This is a genomic window from Aeromonas sp. 97A (genome assembly GCF_051919185.1).
Lineage (GTDB): Bacteria > Pseudomonadota > Gammaproteobacteria > Enterobacterales > Aeromonadaceae > Aeromonas > Aeromonas veronii.
In genome coordinates this window covers 4,523,505-4,539,287 of the sequence record NZ_JBQBFF010000001.1, presented here as the reverse complement: position 1 = coordinate 4,539,287, position 15,783 = coordinate 4,523,505, and the positions used below count along the sequence as shown (strand labels likewise).

Below are 15,783 nucleotides of genomic sequence, written 5' to 3'. Positions count from 1 at the left end.
TCAAGCCTTTTTGGCGTTTTCCACCGGTTTGGCGTACATGGCACGCCAGATCGCCTTGTGCTCTTCCGGCACCTCTGACTGACGGGTCAGGAAGGCCGCCTGTTCGATGGTATTGGCCTTGCCGGAAACATCTGCTGCCAGATAGTTGCTGGGGAAGAGGTGGTAACTGCTCCAGATCGCCTTGTCGATCAGCGCGGCCAGTTCGTCCGGATCACTGAATCCCTCGGTGATCGGCGCGCCGAAGGAGACATGTACCCGCCCCTTCATGCCGACGATACCGGCGACGATACTCTCGATATCCTCGAACTCGCCCTTCTCGTAGCTGCCGTTGACCGACTTCTCGTAGAGCTCGCGCGCCTTCGCCTTGTCGGTCGGATCCAGCTCGTAGCTGATGCTGACCGGCACGATATTGAGGCTGCGCATGTAGTCGACGAAGTCGATCTTCTGCTTCTTGCCGTCGACGTAGAACATCTTGAGGATGGCGGGATCTGTCTTGTCATCGCCATTCTTGGCGCGTCCTTCCTTCTGGGCGATCCAGATGGAGTGACCTTCGTGAACCGAATTGCCAATATAGGCAGACAGCTCGCCGAGCGCCTTCATCATCTCCCGCGGCCCCTTGGCGGAGCGTTTGACGATAAAGCTCTTGTTGAGCTTCATCAGCTCGGTCGCGCAGGGTTTGCGCAGCAGGTTGTCACCGATGGCGATGCGCACGGTATCGAAACCGTGGGTGTGCAGCCCCCAGTTGACGAACGCAGGATCCATGGCGATGTCTCTGTGGTTGGAGACAAACAGATAGCCCTGCTCTTTCTTCAGATGCTCGATCCCGGAGAAGGTCACCCCCTTGGTAGAGGTGGCGATCATGCGGGACATGTACCGGGTGACCCCCATCTGGACCTGATGCACAGTGGTCACTTTTGACCATTTGCGGCGCAGGAACAGGCGGATCATCGGGCGGATAGCCCAACCCAGCCAGCTCATCAGGGAACCGAAACGATACTTGGCGATGGCGCCGATAAATTCATCATCCTGGATCAGCCGTTCGATGGCTGCCGGCACTTCTTCATCGCGGTAGGGGCGAATATCCGCGAATCTATCTACTTCAGTCACAATGTCAGCCTTGCATGCTAGGAAACCGCAGCCAACCCGCGTTGGCCGGGGAAAATTCAGGGCGCAATTTTACACGCTTTTATGGCAAGGGGTATGAGACAAGCATGAATAGTGAGATCTGACCAGTTTATTAATCGGATGCCAGTGCCAGCGCGACCGCCGCCTCGGCATGGATGGCGGTGGTGTCGTAGAGCGGCACAGCCGCCCGGGCATCGCCCACCAGCAGGGCAATCTCGGTGCAGCCAAGGATCACCGCCTCGGCACCCGCGGCCGCCAGCCCCTCGATAATGGCCAGATACTCGGCCCGCGATGATTCGCGGATCTCCCCCAGACAGAGCTCGTCATAGATGATCCTGTGTACCCGATTCCGCCCAGCCTCATCGGGTACCAGCACCGCCAACCCGAAGCGCTCCTGCAAGCGCCCCTTGTAAAAATCCTGCTCCATGGTGAAGCGGGTGCCGAGCAGGCCGACCCGGGTTATCCCGTCCGCCTGCAATTTGGCCGCGGTAGCATCGGCGATATGGAGTAGCGGGATATCGATGGCGGCCTCTATCTCGGGGGCGACCTTGTGCATGGTGTTGGTGCCGATCAGCAAGAAATCGGCGCCGCCATCCTGCAACTTGCGCGCTTCCGCAGCCAGCAGGCGGGCGGTAGCGGGCCAGTCACCGGCATGCTGCAACCGCTCGATACCGGCAAAATCGACGCTGTTGAGCAGCACCCGCGCCGAGTGCAAACCGCCGAGCTGTGCCCGCACCCCGCGGTTGAGCGCCTGATAGTAACTGACGGTGGACTCCCAGCTCATGCCACCCAGCAGACCGATACATTTCATAGGAACTCCTTTCATCCCAAGGGAGGGCAGAACCACGCCACCTTGCAGGCAAGGTCACGGGATCGAGATAAAAAAGGCCCCGCAGGGCCAACAAGACAGCCGGTAAAGGCCCTGGTCAACCCCGGGCTAAATCCAGATCATCCCGACACAGGCGGCCGTCGCCAGCCCCATGCCAAGATTGAAACGCCGCCAACCCCGGGCGGTGCGAATGATTTGCCGCACCTGGGCACCAAAAAGCACCCAGAACGCCCCGGTGTAGAGGCCGGTAATAAAGAAGATCACCAGCACCCAGAGCGCAGAGGGCCAGTAAGCCTCCCCCGCCAGGGTGAAACCGCTGATGGCGGAGAGCGCCATCATCCATGCCTTGGGATTGAGCAGTTGCAGCATGGCCCCCTGATGAGCGGGAATGAGCGGCCGGTTGCCCTCGGCCGGGCCGCTGGCCGTCGCCACCTTCCACGCCAGCCAGAGCAGATAGGCCGAGCCGATAAGCTTGAGGCCGTCGTGCAGCAGCGGCACCTTCTCGAACACCACGCCAAGCCCCAGGGCGGTGGCGAGGATCATCAGATTGATCCCCCCCACCACCCCCACCAGCAGGGGAATCGTGCGGCGAAAACCCTGCGCCGCCCCGGCGCTGGTGAGCAACATATTGTTGGGCCCCGGCGTGCCGCAGGTAACCAGGGCAAACCCCGCCAGGGGCAGTAACCAGTTCAGATCCATCTCAACCTCTTGTCGATACAACGCCCCCGTTATGGGGAAAGCCTTCTAATATGCAGAGCCAACCCCGTGGCGACAAGTCAGAAATGCCTCTTTCTCGGCCACCTCCCCCTCCAGCGCAACACGGCTCAATACCAGAGCATCACCACGCAGAGCGCCGTCAGCAGGCCGAGAGAACCGTTGAGTCGCCGCCAGCCCCGATCCGAGCTGATCCAGTTGCTCAGCTGATGGCCGAACAATACCCAGACAAAGCAGACCGGCAGGGCCACCAGCACAAACATGACCATCACCGCCAGCTGACTCGACCAGTAACTGGCGCCGGGCAGGCTGAACAGACTGATGGCGGAGATCCCCATCATCCACGCCTTGGGATTGAGGAACTGAAAGCCCAGCCCCTCCAGCATGGTCAGCGGACGGGCCCTCCGGGCCGGATCCCCCGGGGCGCCTGCCACCGCGATACGCCACGCCAGCCACAGCAGATAGAGGCTACCGAAGATCTGCAAACCGAGGCGCAACAGGGGCCAACGCTCGAACAGCGGATAGAGTCCCAGCGCCAGCACCAGTTGCAACACCGGCTGCCCCAATCCGACCCCGAGCAGATGTGGCAGGGTGCGACGCACCCCGAAGTTGGCGCCGGAGGCCGTCAGCATCAGGTTGTTGGGCCCCGGCGTACCGCAGGTGAGTACGGCAAAACCGAACAGGGTGACATACCACTCCATCGTCATATTGTGACTCCTTGCTTGCCACATTGTATCGATACAATGTGTGCTATTTGGTTGTTACCAGGTTGAAATTCACGCTATATTGACAGCAAGTTTTGATCAATGGATTTATTGTCACCATGACAATCTGGACACCCGACCTTACGGCCTTCGATGGCCCCCTCTACCTCAAGCTGGTCAAAGCGATCGAACAGGGGATCGCGAATGGCGAGCTGCCACCGCAGACCCGATTGCCTACCCACAGATCCCTGGCGGATCGTCTGGGTGTCACCGTAGGCACCGTCACCCGCGCCTACAGCGAGGCGGAGCGACGCGGCCTGCTGGCCGCAAGAGTGGGCCACGGCACCTGGGTCAAGGGAGCGAACACGGATCCCGCCGATGAGTGGGTGATCCGTCAGGAGGAGGGGCACCGCATCGAGCTGTGGCAGAACCTGCCGGTGCAGCTGGATCGGGCGGCCATTATTCGCCCCATGCTGGGGGAAGTGGCGGACGGGGATCTCAACGCCCTGCTCGGCTACGACAAGGAGGCGGGACGACCGGATCAGCGCCAGCAGTTCGTCAACTGGCTGGCGGAGCAAGGGGTGGCCTGCAGTGAGGATCGCCTGCTGTTCAGCCACGGCGCCCAGCACGGCATCATGCTGGCGCTGCTGGCGACCGGCTGCGTGGGGGAGACCATCCTGTGCGAGGGGCTGAGCTACCCCGGTATGCTGGGCAATGCCCGCCAGCTGAAGAATCAGGTGGTGGGGCTGGCGATGGACGAGGAGGGGCTGCTGCCCGAGGCACTGGACGCCGCCTGCCGTACCCGCCGGGCCAAGCTGCTCTACCTCACCCCGACCCTGCAAAATCCCACCACCGCCATCATGAGTCTGGCGCGGCGGGAGGCCATCGTCGCCATCGCCCGTCGCCACGATCTGCTGATCATCGAGGATGACGTCAACGGCCTGCTGCCCCAGCAATCGGTGATCCCCCTGGTCAATCTGGCGCCGGAGCGGGTCATCTATCTGGGCAGTCTGGCCAAGATCGCCTGCGGCGGCCTGCGGGTCGGCTTCGTGCTGACGCCCCCTGCCCTGCGCAGCGCCTTCGCCCAGACCATGCGGCTGTCGAGCTGGATGGTGAGCCCGCTGCTGATCGAGCTCGCCTGCAAAATGGTCAGTCAGCGCCAGATCATGCCGCTGGTCGAGCAGCAGCGGGAGATCCTCAAACGCCGTGGCGAACTGCTGCGCCACCTGCTGCCCGCCGCCCGCTGGCAGCCGGGCAGCATGCACGCCTGGCTGCCACTGCCTGAGCCCTGGCGCAGCCAGCAGTTTGCTGCCGCCGCCGATGCCCTTGACGTTGGCGTGGCGAGCGGGGAACACTTCGCCGCCGGTCAGTTTGCCGCACCGCAGGGGGTGCGCCTGAGCCTGAGCCAACCCGCCACCGACGCCCGGGTCGGCGAGGGGCTGGCCCGTCTGGCCCAACTACTGCAGGGGACGCCCCCCAGCAATCCCCTGCTATAGTCAGGCCAGCCGACCTGACCTTCACGCTTCATCGTCATTGCCAAGGAGATGCCGTGCCCCCCATCAGAGCCGCCCTGCTGTTTGCCACCCTGTTGCTGGGCGGCTGCGCCTCGTCCACGACCCACCAGCAGCTGGGGGCCGCGCTCAATGGACTGGAAGGGGAGTTGCAACGACTGGAAGAGGAGCTGGCGGCGATGAACGGCCTGCACTATCAAAAGGCGATCGATGCGCCGCTCAGTTTGCGCCGTGTGCTCGGGGCGCCGCAGCCCACGCCAGAGGGGCTGGTGCCGGTGGCCAGCAAGCTGGAGGATGGGCCAATCCTGCGCTATCAATACCGACTGCCAGCGGGGATGGCGAACCTGCCTCAGGACAACCTCTGCCAGCGCTACGAGTTCGAGCTGCGCCATCTGGGCCGCCTCGGCAAGCTGGAATTAAGCTGGCTGGGGGAACAGGGCAAGGGGTCGCGGCTGATCCGCCAGAGCGACTGCCCCTTCGGGACGCAGATCCGCCCTCGGCAATAACAGGTTGCAACCCTGATAGATGGCATAACCGATTGAAATAACAGCCCATAGTGCGCCCTCCACCACCCTGCTGACTACTGTCAGCTTTTCACTCAGCGAGTGCTGTGCCTATGTTCCTCTTGGGTCTACCATAATCAACCTAATGGTTTGCTCACAGGAAGTACCTGCATGACGATACTGCTGCTCGAAGAGGATCCCCTGCTCCGTAGCGCCATCACCCGGGAACTGACCGAACAGGGGGTGCCCGCCGACCGGATCCACTACCACAACCATCCAAACCACGAGCGCAGCGGCCTGCTGGCCCTGCTGCAACAGCACGCCTTCGACGCCATCATCTGTCAGCAGGACAAGCAGCAGGATCTTGACGGAGCCCGGCTGCTGCACGAAGCGCACTATCTCGGCCTGCTGCAACCCGGTTGCGTATTGCTGCTGCTCGATGCCGATCAGAGCGAGCAGGAGTTTCTCCCCTCGGATCTCTACTTCTCCCTCTATCTGGCTCTCCCCTTCATGACCCAGCAGCTCACCGCGGTGCTCGGCCAGCTGGTGAAGTTAAGCAGCCTGACCCGCACGCTGGCCGCCCCCATTCTGCTGCGGGAGTGGCAACTGGCTACCGCCCTCTGTGAAGACCTGCTGTTTCAACGGGAGAATCGCTCGCTGACCCCCTGGCTGGATCGGCTCAAGGGCTATCTGCTGCTGCAATCAGCCGAGCGGATCACTGCCGCCCAGCACTATGCCCTCTGTGCCAACGAATATCAGGCGAGCTGGCCAAGGGCCGGGCTCTTCTACGCCATGCTGGGGCTCGGCAAATTGCAAAGCGCCCGGACCGACTTGCAGCGCCATCAGGCCAGCGTCTCGATGGCCACCCGGCTGGAGCTGCAACTCGCCAGCCAGCTGCATCAGCATCACTGGCTGGCGGCGTGGGAGACCATGGGAGAGCTGCTGCAGATCCGCCCCCATCAGCCGCGCTGGCATCAGCTGGCGATGTTGCTCGGGCTGGTGCTGCAAGATGAGGAGAAGGTGCTGGAGCAGGCCAACAGCCTGACCCTGCGCCACTTCAGCGAGCAGCGCGTCCGGCTCGCCATCGACAGCTTCATGCTCAATGCCAGTCTGGCGGTGCTGTGGCACGCCCCCTCCAGCAACCGGATCCGCTCCCTGCAACAGGAGTGGGAGCACCTCAAGCGCACCGTCCACCTGCAACCCCACGAATATGAGCTGCTGCAGGCGTTGATGCTGGGGCTGGATTACCGCTTCGACGAGGCGCTGATCCTGATTGCCCACCACCAGCCGGATGAGGGGAGCGACAACCACCTCACCCTGCTGCTCGGCTTTGCGGTCAGCCAGTTCTGCGGTTTGCCCCACCACGCCCAGCGCTACCTGACCCAGCTGACCCAATACCGCGTCAGGGTGGCGCCCCACCCGCTCACCCGCCAGCTGTTCCACCATCTGGTGGCCGAGCTGGGCCAGCGCCTGACGGCGAGAGAACAACGGCTGAGCGAACTGCGCCAGCTGCGCCACAAGGCTATGCAGGCCAGCCAGTATCAGACAGCCCTGCAAGCGGGCTTGCAGCTGCTGGAGGAGTTCCCCGCCCTGCCGGGCGATGCCTGGCAACTGCTGGAGCTGCTGCAACACTGCTGGCCAGCGGGTATGGCGGCCCCCAGAGTGGCGCTGCTGGTCGATACCCTGGAGCGGCGCCTCAAGCACAGCCCCGCGTTTCTCGATCAGCATGCCCAGCAGTACCAGCGCACCCTGCAGGAGATCCGCACCCATCTGCAGCCGCACCTCTCCGGCAGCGGCCCCTCCTGTCTTGTCGCAGGGCAGCCCGAGCCGTGATGATGCAGGCGCCGTACAAATCGGCATTGTCGGCAAAGCCAATATAGAGAGAGGGTAGCCTTGGCTCCCCTCTCTCTATATTGGTTCTCTGTCAGCTAGTGGCGATAAGCGTTGGGCTCAAACCAGCGCGTCACTCTCCAGCGCCGCCTTGAGAAAATCTTTCCAGCTGATGATGCCGACCAGGGCGCCATTCTCCAGCACCGGCAGGCAGGAGACCCCCTTCTCCAGCATCAGCTTGACGCCGTCGCGCACGGTGAGATGGGGTGCGATGGTGACGAGCTGACGACTCATGATCTGGTGAGCCCGCTTGTTGAGGGTTTCGGTATCGCGGCTCATCTCGGCTTCGGAGTCGAGATAGGGGCTGATTGCACGGAACAGATCCCGATCCGAGATGACCCCCACCAGCTCTTCCTCTTCCAGCACCAGCAGGTGGCGAAAGTGAGCCTGCTCGAAGATATCCCTGATGACTCGGAGTCGATCATCCATTGAAACGGTGGCGACCCGGGTCGTCATAATATCCCTGATATGCATGCTAACCTCCCGTAACCAAACTGGTTTCTCTGTTATGGCATGTTTTTGCAGCGCCAGCCAGTGGCCAGCCCTTCGCTACAGTGCAAATCAGCGTCATTTCACGTAAGATCCGCGCCAGTTTTTCTCCTCCATTTTGAGCAAGCAGATCCCACCCATGATAGTTGCCAGTCAAATCGAACTGATCCGCGGCGGCCGCAAGCTGCTGGACAACGCCTCCGCCACCATTCACCCCGGCCACAAAGTGGGTTTGGTGGGCAAAAACGGCTGTGGCAAGTCCACCTTTTTTGCACTGGTACGGGGCGAGCTGGCCATCGACAGCGGCACCTTCAGCCTGCCCGCAGGCTGGCAGATCGCAGGCGTCGCGCAGGAGACCCCGGCGCTCGACTGCTCCGCCCTCGAGTATGTGATCGACGGCGACAAGGAGTTCCGCTCGCTGGAAGCCCAGCTGGTGCAGGCCGAGCAGGATGACAATGGTCTGCTGGTGGCCGAGCTGCACGGCAAGCTCGACACCATCGGCGCCTACAGCATTCGCGCCCGCGCCGCCGAACTGCTGCACGGCCTCGGTTTCAGCGATGAGCAGCTGAGCTCGCCGGTGCGCAGTTTCTCCGGTGGCTGGCGCATGCGTCTGAACCTCGCTCAGGCGCTGCTCTGCCGCTCCGATCTGCTGCTGCTCGATGAACCGACCAACCACCTGGATCTCGATGCGGTGATCTGGCTGGAGAAGTGGCTCAAGGGCTATCAGGGCACGCTGGTGCTCATCTCTCACGACCGCGATTTCCTCGATTCTGTCATCAGCCGCATCATCCATATCGAGAACGGCAAGCTCAACGAATACACCGGCGGCTACTCCGACTTCGAACTGCAGCGCGCCGAACATCTGGCCCAGCAGCAGTCGATGTACGAGAAGCAGCAGCGGGAGATGTCCCACATGCAGGCGTATGTGGACCGCTTCCGCTACAAGGCCTCCAAGGCCCGCCAGGCCCAGAGCCGCCTGAAAGCGATGGAGCGGATGGAGAAGATCCTGCCCGCCCACGCCGACTCCGAGTTCAGCTTCGAGTTTCGCGAGCCGTCGGCCCTGCCGACCCCGCTCATTGCCATGGAGAACCTCTCTGCCGGTTACGGTGACAAGGTGATCCTGGAGAAGATCAAACTCAATCTGGTACCGGGTTCGCGCATCGGTTTGCTCGGTCGCAACGGCGCCGGCAAGTCCACCTTTATCAAGATGCTGTCCGGCTCCAACCCGCCGCTCTCCGGCAAGCTCGAAGTGAGCGCCGGGGTGAGCATCGGCTACTTCGCCCAGCATCAGCTGGAGACCCTGCGTCTCGATGATTCCCCGCTCGATCATCTGGCCCGCCTCGCGCCGGACAAGACCGAGCAGGAGCTGCGCAACTATCTGGGCAGCTTCGGCTTCCACGGTGACAAGGCGCTCGACAAGGTGGCCCCCTTCTCCGGTGGCGAAAAAGCGCGGCTGGTGCTGGCGCTGATCACCTGGCAAAAGCCGAACCTCCTGCTGCTGGATGAACCGACCAACCACCTGGATCTGGAGATGCGCCACGCCCTGACCATGGCGCTGCAAGGCTTCGAAGGGGCCATGGTAGTGGTCTCCCACGACCGTCACCTGCTGCGTACCACCACAGATGACTTCTATCTGGTGCACGGTGGCCGGGTCGAGCCGTTCGACGGCGATCTGGACGACTACCACAAGTGGCTCGGCGAGCAGGAGAAAGAGGCCAACGCCAAACCGGCCGACGGCCCCGTCTCTGCCAACTCGGCAGTGGCGCGCAAGGATCAGAAGCGGCGCGAGGCGGAGTTCCGCCAGCAAACCCGTCCCCTGCGCCAGAAGCTGGAAAAGCTCGAAGCGAGCATGGAGAAACTGCAAGGCAAGCTTGGCGACATCGAGAGCCAACTGGCCGACCCAGCTATCTACGAAGAGAGCGCTAAAACCAAGCTCTCCGAGCTGCTCAAATCCCAGGGCCCCCTCAAGGAGCAGCTGGAAGAGGTAGAGCTGGAGTGGATGAGCCTCTCCGAAGAGCTGGAAACCATGGAGCAAGCCTTCTTTGCGTGACGAACAGCTGATGGCCAGCGAGCGGGTCGCGGTCCACGAATTGCCGACGCCGATCGGCTTCTGGCACTGGAGCGGCAAGGTCTATGGTGAGCGCAGCCAGGATTGGCTCACCGTGCAGGAGCAGGGGGGCAACGTCAATCTGGCGCTGCTGCTGCACCGGCTCGATCAACTCGGCATCGTGGTCGATCTCACCGACCTACAACCAGCGCTGGTGCAAACCGAGGCGGTGCTAACCCCGTGGCGCGCCCTGCGCCAAAGCGCCAAGGCGCGGCTCGACGAGCAGCAGTATCAGTCGATGCTAGCCCACGAACTGGAGCTGGAGCGGCTGCAACAGGGCGTCCTATTGCAGACCCTGCGCAGCCTCTCCCTGTTTCGCGGCAACAGCCGCAATTTGTTGAACTATCTATCGTTACTGGGTGCCCAGCAGGGCCCCCTCAGAGATCTAATATGCTGAGCTATCGCCACGCCTTTCACGCCGGCAACCATGCCGACGTGCTGAAACACGCCGTTCAGGCCCTGATCATCGAGTCCCTCAAGAAGAAGGAGAAACCCTTCATCGTGCTGGACACCCATGCCGGTGGCGGTCTCTACGACCTGCGCGGCGACTGGTCCCAGAAGAAGGCCGAGTATGCCGATGGCATCGGCCGCCTGTGGGACGAGCGGGCCCAATGGTCTGCCATGGCCCCCTATCTCGGCATCATCGAAGAGATGAACAGCGATGGCGAGCTGCACTACTACCCCGGCTCGCCGGAGCTCTCCCGTCGCCTCACCCGCGAGCAGGACAAGCTGGCGCTGATGGAGCTGCACAACAACGAGGTCGAAGATCTGCGCGCCAATATGGGTTACGACCCTCGCGTGGCCGTGCACCACCGCGACGGCTTCGAGGGGCTGATCGCCCTGCTGCCGCCGACCCCGCGCCGCGGGCTGGTGCTGATCGACCCGCCCTATGAGCTCAAAGAAGATTACTTCGCCGTGGTCGACACCCTGAAAAAGGCGCAGAAACGCTGGGCGACCGGCATCTACGCCCTCTGGTACCCCATTCTGGGGGAAGAGGCGGACAAATCCCGCGACATGCTGCGCGCCATCAAGCGCGAAAACTTCGGCAACGTGCTGGTGGCCGAGCTGGAAGTGGCCGGTCAGACCAAGGATTGGGGCATGAACGGCTCAGGCATGCTGATCATCAGCCCGCCCTGGATGCTGGACGAGCAGATTGAAGCCTTCCTCAAACCGCTGTGTGCCAAGCTGGCGCAGGGCGCCGGCGCCCAATACAAGGTCGAGTGGCTGAACAAGGTCGAAGAGTAAACCTGCACCAGCCCGCTCCGGCGCCCGGCCAAGGCGCCAGCAAGTCGCTCACCCAAGCCGTCCACAGTGGCGGCATGGCCAGCAAAGAGAAGCCCCGTTCAGGAGCTTCTTGTTTTTTTACCCGCTACCGCTTTAGCCACGAACTCTGTTCCCCACTAACTGTTTACCTCACCAATGGCAGCACCCGCCCCATCTGCACACCAGATCAGTCGTTATTGACTAATTAGTCGATCCAGATCAGAAATCGGCCATCTGGCCCTTTCCCTCCATCGACCCGCCGCTAATATATCCGATTGGCAACACACACCTCGTTGGAGTCTCCCATGAGCCATGCCAACCCCATCCCGTTGGTGAAATGCAGCAGACTGGAAGCTGAAATTCAGAGGCGGTAGCCATGCCGGATGGAATGGATAAGCGAGAGTTTCCTACGACCCACTCAACATGGTGACGGCCCCATTTTTATTTCTGACCTGCTCATGCAGGCATGCTTTGGCGGCGCTTTCCAAGACTGCGCTGAGCACTTTTTTCACACCAATAGTAACAGCGGCACAAAAAGAGGAGGTCAAGCGAATACATTCAAGTATCAGAGGTAGACTGGTAATATTTTGATTTGATTTTATTTTTCCATGTCAAAAATCAGAGCAGATCGGATTTATATGGAAGGCTCTGCTATCGGATTAGTGCCGCCCTCTATCTAATCACCGTTAAATTATCAAGAAGGAGCGAGAATTGAATTCAATTGACGATATATTTAGCTTTATTATTGAAATCGAAAAGCTTAAAAATGTACTTCGAAAAACCAAGCCTGTCGGTCTAAATCGCTTTGAAAATTCTGGTGAGCACAGCTGGCATGTTTGTCTAGTAGCATTACTTTTTAAAGAATATTCCAACTTTGAAATCAATATTGACCGTGTAATTAAAATGTTACTTATTCATGATCTTGGTGAAATTGATGCAGGAGACACAATTGTGTACTCCTGCGAAAATAAAGAAATAAAGGAATTAGAAGCTGCCAGCATCCGAAGAGTTTTTAATCTATTACCAAGTCATTTAGCTGCGGAGCTATCAGATCTTTGGCACGAATTTGAAGAAGGTATTACACCCGACTCAATTTATGCAAAATCCATAGATCGAATTCCTCCTCTACTCCACAACATATATGGAAATGGTCACAGCTGGAAAGAACACAATATCTCTGCTGCACAGGTGTATGGCCTGAATAGTAGAATCGGAAAAGGCAGTGAGTTAGTTTGGGAAAATCTTAAGCAAAAGCTAAAAACCGCTGAATCTGAGGGAATTCTTAAGCAGTACAAATCTGGGACACCACCTTTCTGAGCAAGGTGTAGCATAACCAAAACCCAAAAGATGGGTGTCCAAGGTCTGGCAACCTAGCCTGGAGCCCCTTCCGCAGCCAGCCCTATGAGCGGGCGGGCAGATCCTGTTTCAGCGCAACCAGCAACAGGGCCAGCAGGCCAAAGGGCGGAAACAGACAGAGCAGGGAGCAGATAAGGGTGATCAGCGCCGGATGCTCGCTCTTGCGGCGCGCCAGTCGCCAGGCGATGAGGCCGACGATGACCATTAGCAACGCAATGAACTGGCCAAGCAGAGTGGCATTGATATTCATGAAAGATCCTTTTTCATGGGCAAGTGTGAAGAACCTGTACTTTATCGCCTTGGCTGCGATTGGCAACCGCTGAACCACACCGGCCACTCGCCCGTTGATAGGTTCTCTCTATGCTGGCAATAGATGAGAATAGTTTTCATTTAATCTCATTTCGGCAGATACTCTCATCATCAACAGAGGGAGCCGCCATCATGAAAAAGACCATCAGCTTTGCCATCCTGCACTTCGGTGTCGCCTTTACCGTGGCCTACCTGCTGACCGGTGAACTGCTGACCGCCAGCCTGATCGCCCTGATCGAGCCTGCCGTCAACACGGTCGCCTTCTACTTTCATGACCTTGGCTGGCACAAGCTCAAGCCAGACCACAGCCTGCAGGCCAAGACCAGCAGCTTCGCGGTGGTCCACTTCTCGGTGGCCTTCGGGGTGGCCTTCCTGCTGAGCGGCGAGCTGCTCACCGGCGGCGTGATGGCGATGATCGAACCGGCTATCAATACCGTGGTGTTCTTCTTCCACGAGCGGCTGTGGCGCGCCCGCAGTCAACAACTGGCGCTGGCCTGATCGACCGGGCAACCCGCCTCCCCCCTTTATCGCGGCCACAAAAAACCCGACATTCCGGCCAGGAGTGTCGGGTTTTTCCGCTTGGCAGCCATTCAGCAGTGCAAGTGCGCTCGGCTCCCCTGCTGCATTGCCCTGTAGAGTGTGCTGTAGTAGGCAGATATACCCTCCTCATTGCTGGAATCTATCGATGAACAAGACCTTGCTTGCCACCCTGCTGTTTGCCCCTCTGCTGGCCAGCGCCGCAACCCCCTCCTTTGACTGCACCAAAGCCTCCGGGTCGGTCGAAACCCTGATTTGCAAGGATGCCGGACTGGCCGCCCTTGATAACGAACTGGCGGCCCTCTACCCCAAGGCGATTGCAGCGCTCTCTCCCGAACAGCTCAAGACAGAGCGCGCCATGCAGCGCGGCTGGATCAAGGGACGTAACGACTGCTGGAAGGGGCAGGATCTGCGCCAGTGTGTGGAGGATAACTACCTGCTGCGGATCACCGAACTGCAGATCAGCGGCGGCCAGCTGATGGTGCCAGCACCGGTCAACTACCAGTGCGGCAAGAACGTCACTCTCTCCACCTACTTCTATAACGATGCCAAGCTGCCCGCCGCGGTGATCAATCTGAGCGAGGGCGACACGCAGCAGCAAGTGCTCGCCTATGAAGCCCCCAGCGCCAGCGGCGCCCGTTATGAAGGGCAAAACCTCACCTTCTTCACCAAGGGGGACGACGCCACGCTGGAGCGTTACGGCCAGCCAACCCTCACCTGCATGGAAAATCCGACCAAGGGCTGAGGCTGACTGGGGCGGCTCGTCTTGCCGCCCCACCTTGACTAGATGGCGATATCCAGCGGTTTTCCTTCCCGCACAATCCGCAACTTGAGCGACCCCGGCTTGCCGGTGCTGAGCAGCTCACGCACCTTGTCGATCTCGAGGGGACGATAAGCCACCCCGTTGATCTGCTCCAGAATGTCGCCGTTGGCCAGACCATAGGGGGCCAGATCCCGTTCGTCGCTGTAGTAGACCTGCAGATGCTTGCCATCAAAACGCACCCCGATATTGCGCAGGACTGGCGGCACTTTGCGCGCCAGGCTGTCGGCGTCGTAGCAGAGCATCATCCGCCCGGGCATGATCGCAAAGCGATTGAAGCGGTTAACAAAATCCAGCCCCAGACCATACTGCTCATTGCTGTTTTCCGACACGCGCAGTTCACCGAGCTGGCGCTCATCAAAGTGCAGGCCGGTGAGGATATGGTCACGCCCCTCCACCATACCGCTGGCATCCACCCCTTTGCGTGGCGTGGCATCTTCACCAGCGATCGCCTTCTGGCTGGCCATAAAGTCGATAAAGGCATGGTCGGCATAGCTCTGATCGGCCCCGGTATCCAGATACATACGCACGCTGCTCTCGCCATGGGTCAGATACACTGCCGGGGAGCGGTTGTAGCTATCTTCATAGCCGATGCAACGCTCGAACGTGGCTGCCGACGGAGCCGTCAGCGAAGCCGTGAGCTGATGCCTGTCGCGATCAAACACCCAGTTGAAACGGCGGATGGTGTCGATCCCGAGGATGCCATCGACACGGCTGCCGAGAGACTGGGAGAAAAGATCGAAATCAACGGTTGCCCACAGATCGCTGTCCTCAATGGTGACCGACCCCACCGAGAAGGGTTGCGGCTCAACAAAACCAAGCTGCTCGCTGCCCAGTTGGCTCGAAACACTGCTCACAGTGGCAAAATCAGCCTGATAGGCCCTGGGCAATTCGCTTAAGGTCAGCGCCTTGAAGCGGCTGGCCAGACGACGATCGATAAAGGTGATACTGGCCCCGGTATCCAGCAAAAACTGGTACTGCTCACCGGCGATGGTGACGGGGATCAGGGGGGCACTTTCGTAATGCACTGTCAGCACCGGGCCGGGTACATTGCGCTTGGTGGATGAATCCGGGGCTGTGCAGCCTTGGACGACGAACAGGGCCAACATGGCCAGCGCCACTTTGAACTGCGACTTCATAACTCTCCTTCCCGATAGCAGATGCCCCCGCAACGCCACCGCATAATGCTATCTTGTTGATTTATAGATAAATAAGCTATTTCAGCGGGGAATGCGGACAATAACAAAGAGTTTTATGCTGGTTCAAGCCGGATATGACCATGAATATTCTATGGTGATAGTTCAAGAATGGTTGTTCACGCTATCTCGGCGCGTCATCAATCGTTGGCGAGATTTGATTAATTTATTGATCTTGCACAGAAATTCTCAATATTGAGCTTTCTCTCCACAGCGCCATGGTTAATATTGCCATTTGGCAACACTTGCCTCGTCGGAGTCTCCCATGAGCCATGCCAGCCACACCTCGTTGGTAAAACGCAGCAGACTGGAGGCTGAAATTCAGGGGCGGTAGCCATGTCAACGCTTGCCATGACTAACGTCATACTGATTTTCTATACAGTCGCAATTGTTGTGTAAAAAGAAGAGGTCCATCGAATACGACCAGCTT

The 15,783-nt window shown here is 59.8% G+C and carries 16 protein-coding genes; 9 read left to right on the top strand and 7 right to left on the bottom strand.

The features are described from left to right. From ACTG27_RS20920 to ACTG27_RS20905, 4 genes are all read right to left on the bottom strand, one after another. A complete protein-coding gene (locus ACTG27_RS20920; RefSeq protein WP_005362790.1) occupies nt 1-1,107 on the bottom strand; it encodes a 1-acyl-sn-glycerol-3-phosphate acyltransferase in 1,107 nt (368 codons plus the stop codon). Nucleotides 1,108-1,237: 130 nt separating this feature from the next. Beyond that, nucleotides 1,238-1,936, bottom strand: a complete 699-nt coding sequence (locus ACTG27_RS20915; RefSeq protein ID WP_407957221.1) for an aspartate/glutamate racemase family protein — start codon at nt 1,934-1,936, stop codon at nt 1,238-1,240. A gap of 126 nt (nt 1,937-2,062) precedes the next feature. Further along, a complete protein-coding gene (locus ACTG27_RS20910) occupies nt 2,063-2,653 on the bottom strand; it encodes a LysE family translocator (RefSeq protein ID WP_005335534.1) in 591 nt (196 codons plus the stop codon). A 125-nt stretch (nt 2,654-2,778) separates the two neighbouring features. Further along, nucleotides 2,779-3,375: a LysE family translocator gene (locus ACTG27_RS20905; RefSeq protein ID WP_005335536.1), complete on the bottom strand. Its 597-nt coding sequence runs from the start codon at nt 3,373-3,375 to the stop codon at nt 2,779-2,781. Between the two features lie 116 nt (nt 3,376-3,491). On the opposite strand from ACTG27_RS20905, the gene ACTG27_RS20900 reads away from it, so the two are divergent. From ACTG27_RS20900 to ACTG27_RS20890, 3 genes are all read left to right on the top strand, one after another. Then, nucleotides 3,492-4,868, top strand: a complete 1,377-nt coding sequence (locus ACTG27_RS20900) for a PLP-dependent aminotransferase family protein (RefSeq protein ID WP_439980341.1) — start codon at nt 3,492-3,494, stop codon at nt 4,866-4,868. A gap of 53 nt (nt 4,869-4,921) precedes the next feature. After that, nucleotides 4,922-5,389, top strand: a complete 468-nt coding sequence (locus tag ACTG27_RS20895; RefSeq protein ID WP_439980340.1) for a hypothetical protein — start codon at nt 4,922-4,924, stop codon at nt 5,387-5,389. A 168-nt stretch (nt 5,390-5,557) separates the two neighbouring features. After that, nucleotides 5,558-7,219 carry a hypothetical protein gene (locus ACTG27_RS20890; protein ID WP_439980339.1) on the top strand — a complete coding sequence of 554 codons (1,662 nt, stop codon included), beginning with the start codon at nt 5,558-5,560 and terminating at the stop codon, nt 7,217-7,219. Nucleotides 7,220-7,336: 117 nt separating this feature from the next. On the opposite strand, the gene ACTG27_RS20885 is transcribed toward ACTG27_RS20890, so the two are convergent. Then, complete coding sequence (locus tag ACTG27_RS20885) at nt 7,337-7,750, bottom strand: CBS domain-containing protein (protein WP_040068349.1); 414 nt, start codon at nt 7,748-7,750, stop codon at nt 7,337-7,339. A gap of 154 nt (nt 7,751-7,904) precedes the next feature. Here ACTG27_RS20885 and ACTG27_RS20880 point away from each other — a divergent pair, with 154 nt between their 5' ends. The 4 genes from ACTG27_RS20880 (at nt 7,905) to ACTG27_RS20865 (ending at nt 12,452) form a co-directional block, all read left to right on the top strand. Continuing rightward, on the top strand, nt 7,905-9,815 hold the full coding sequence (locus tag ACTG27_RS20880) for an ABC transporter ATP-binding protein (RefSeq protein WP_159164262.1): 1,911 nt from the start codon (nt 7,905-7,907) through the stop codon (nt 9,813-9,815). Next, a complete protein-coding gene (locus ACTG27_RS20875) occupies nt 9,808-10,269 on the top strand; it encodes a DUF2390 domain-containing protein (RefSeq protein ID WP_042052355.1) in 462 nt (153 codons plus the stop codon). The genes ACTG27_RS20880 and ACTG27_RS20875 overlap by 8 nt, the downstream gene beginning before the upstream one ends. Beyond that, complete coding sequence (locus tag ACTG27_RS20870; RefSeq protein WP_158110599.1) at nt 10,263-11,117, top strand: 23S rRNA (adenine(2030)-N(6))-methyltransferase RlmJ; 855 nt, start codon at nt 10,263-10,265, stop codon at nt 11,115-11,117. Before ACTG27_RS20875 ends, ACTG27_RS20870 begins: the two co-directional genes overlap by 7 nt. A gap of 729 nt (nt 11,118-11,846) precedes the next feature. Further along, on the top strand, nt 11,847-12,452 hold the full coding sequence (locus tag ACTG27_RS20865) for an HD domain-containing protein (RefSeq protein ID WP_159157601.1): 606 nt from the start codon (nt 11,847-11,849) through the stop codon (nt 12,450-12,452). A gap of 82 nt (nt 12,453-12,534) precedes the next feature. Here the strand turns inward: ACTG27_RS20865 and ACTG27_RS20860 are convergent, their stop codons facing one another. Next, complete coding sequence (locus ACTG27_RS20860) at nt 12,535-12,741, bottom strand: hypothetical protein (RefSeq protein WP_043821654.1); 207 nt, start codon at nt 12,739-12,741, stop codon at nt 12,535-12,537. Between the two features lie 191 nt (nt 12,742-12,932). Here ACTG27_RS20860 and ACTG27_RS20855 point away from each other — a divergent pair, with 191 nt between their 5' ends. Next, nucleotides 12,933-13,298 (top strand): DUF2061 domain-containing protein, encoded by a 366-nt coding sequence (locus ACTG27_RS20855; RefSeq protein WP_236303510.1) that lies wholly within the window; start codon nt 12,933-12,935, stop codon nt 13,296-13,298. Nucleotides 13,299-13,485: 187 nt separating this feature from the next. Beyond that, nucleotides 13,486-14,082, top strand: a complete 597-nt coding sequence (locus ACTG27_RS20850) for an MliC family protein (RefSeq protein WP_439980336.1) — start codon at nt 13,486-13,488, stop codon at nt 14,080-14,082. A 38-nt stretch (nt 14,083-14,120) separates the two neighbouring features. Here ACTG27_RS20850 and ACTG27_RS20845 read toward each other — a convergent pair whose 3' ends face one another. After that, nucleotides 14,121-15,296 (bottom strand): aspartyl protease family protein, encoded by a 1,176-nt coding sequence (locus ACTG27_RS20845; protein WP_439980335.1) that lies wholly within the window; start codon nt 15,294-15,296, stop codon nt 14,121-14,123. Nucleotides 15,297-15,783 lie beyond the last annotated feature (487 nt).

Coding starts and splice junctions, on each gene's coding strand:
- ACTG27_RS20915 (WP_407957221.1), bottom strand. CDS start 1,936: ATGAAATGTATCGGTCTGCTGGGTGGCATGAGCTGGGAGTCCACCGTC.
- ACTG27_RS20910 (WP_005335534.1), bottom strand. CDS start 2,653: ATGGATCTGAACTGGTTACTGCCCCTGGCGGGGTTTGCCCTGGTTACC.
- ACTG27_RS20905 (WP_005335536.1), bottom strand. CDS start 3,375: ATGACGATGGAGTGGTATGTCACCCTGTTCGGTTTTGCCGTACTCACC.
- ACTG27_RS20900 (WP_439980341.1), top strand. CDS start 3,492: ATGACAATCTGGACACCCGACCTTACGGCCTTCGATGGCCCCCTCTAC.
- ACTG27_RS20890 (WP_439980339.1), top strand. CDS start 5,558: ATGACGATACTGCTGCTCGAAGAGGATCCCCTGCTCCGTAGCGCCATC.
- ACTG27_RS20885 (WP_040068349.1), bottom strand. CDS start 7,750: ATGCATATCAGGGATATTATGACGACCCGGGTCGCCACCGTTTCAATG.
- ACTG27_RS20880 (WP_159164262.1), top strand. CDS start 7,905: ATGATAGTTGCCAGTCAAATCGAACTGATCCGCGGCGGCCGCAAGCTG.
- ACTG27_RS20870 (WP_158110599.1), top strand. CDS start 10,263: ATGCTGAGCTATCGCCACGCCTTTCACGCCGGCAACCATGCCGACGTG.
- ACTG27_RS20860 (WP_043821654.1), bottom strand. CDS start 12,741: ATGAATATCAATGCCACTCTGCTTGGCCAGTTCATTGCGTTGCTAATG.
- ACTG27_RS20855 (WP_236303510.1), top strand. CDS start 12,933: ATGAAAAAGACCATCAGCTTTGCCATCCTGCACTTCGGTGTCGCCTTT.
- ACTG27_RS20850 (WP_439980336.1), top strand. CDS start 13,486: ATGAACAAGACCTTGCTTGCCACCCTGCTGTTTGCCCCTCTGCTGGCC.
- ACTG27_RS20845 (WP_439980335.1), bottom strand. CDS start 15,296: ATGAAGTCGCAGTTCAAAGTGGCGCTGGCCATGTTGGCCCTGTTCGTC.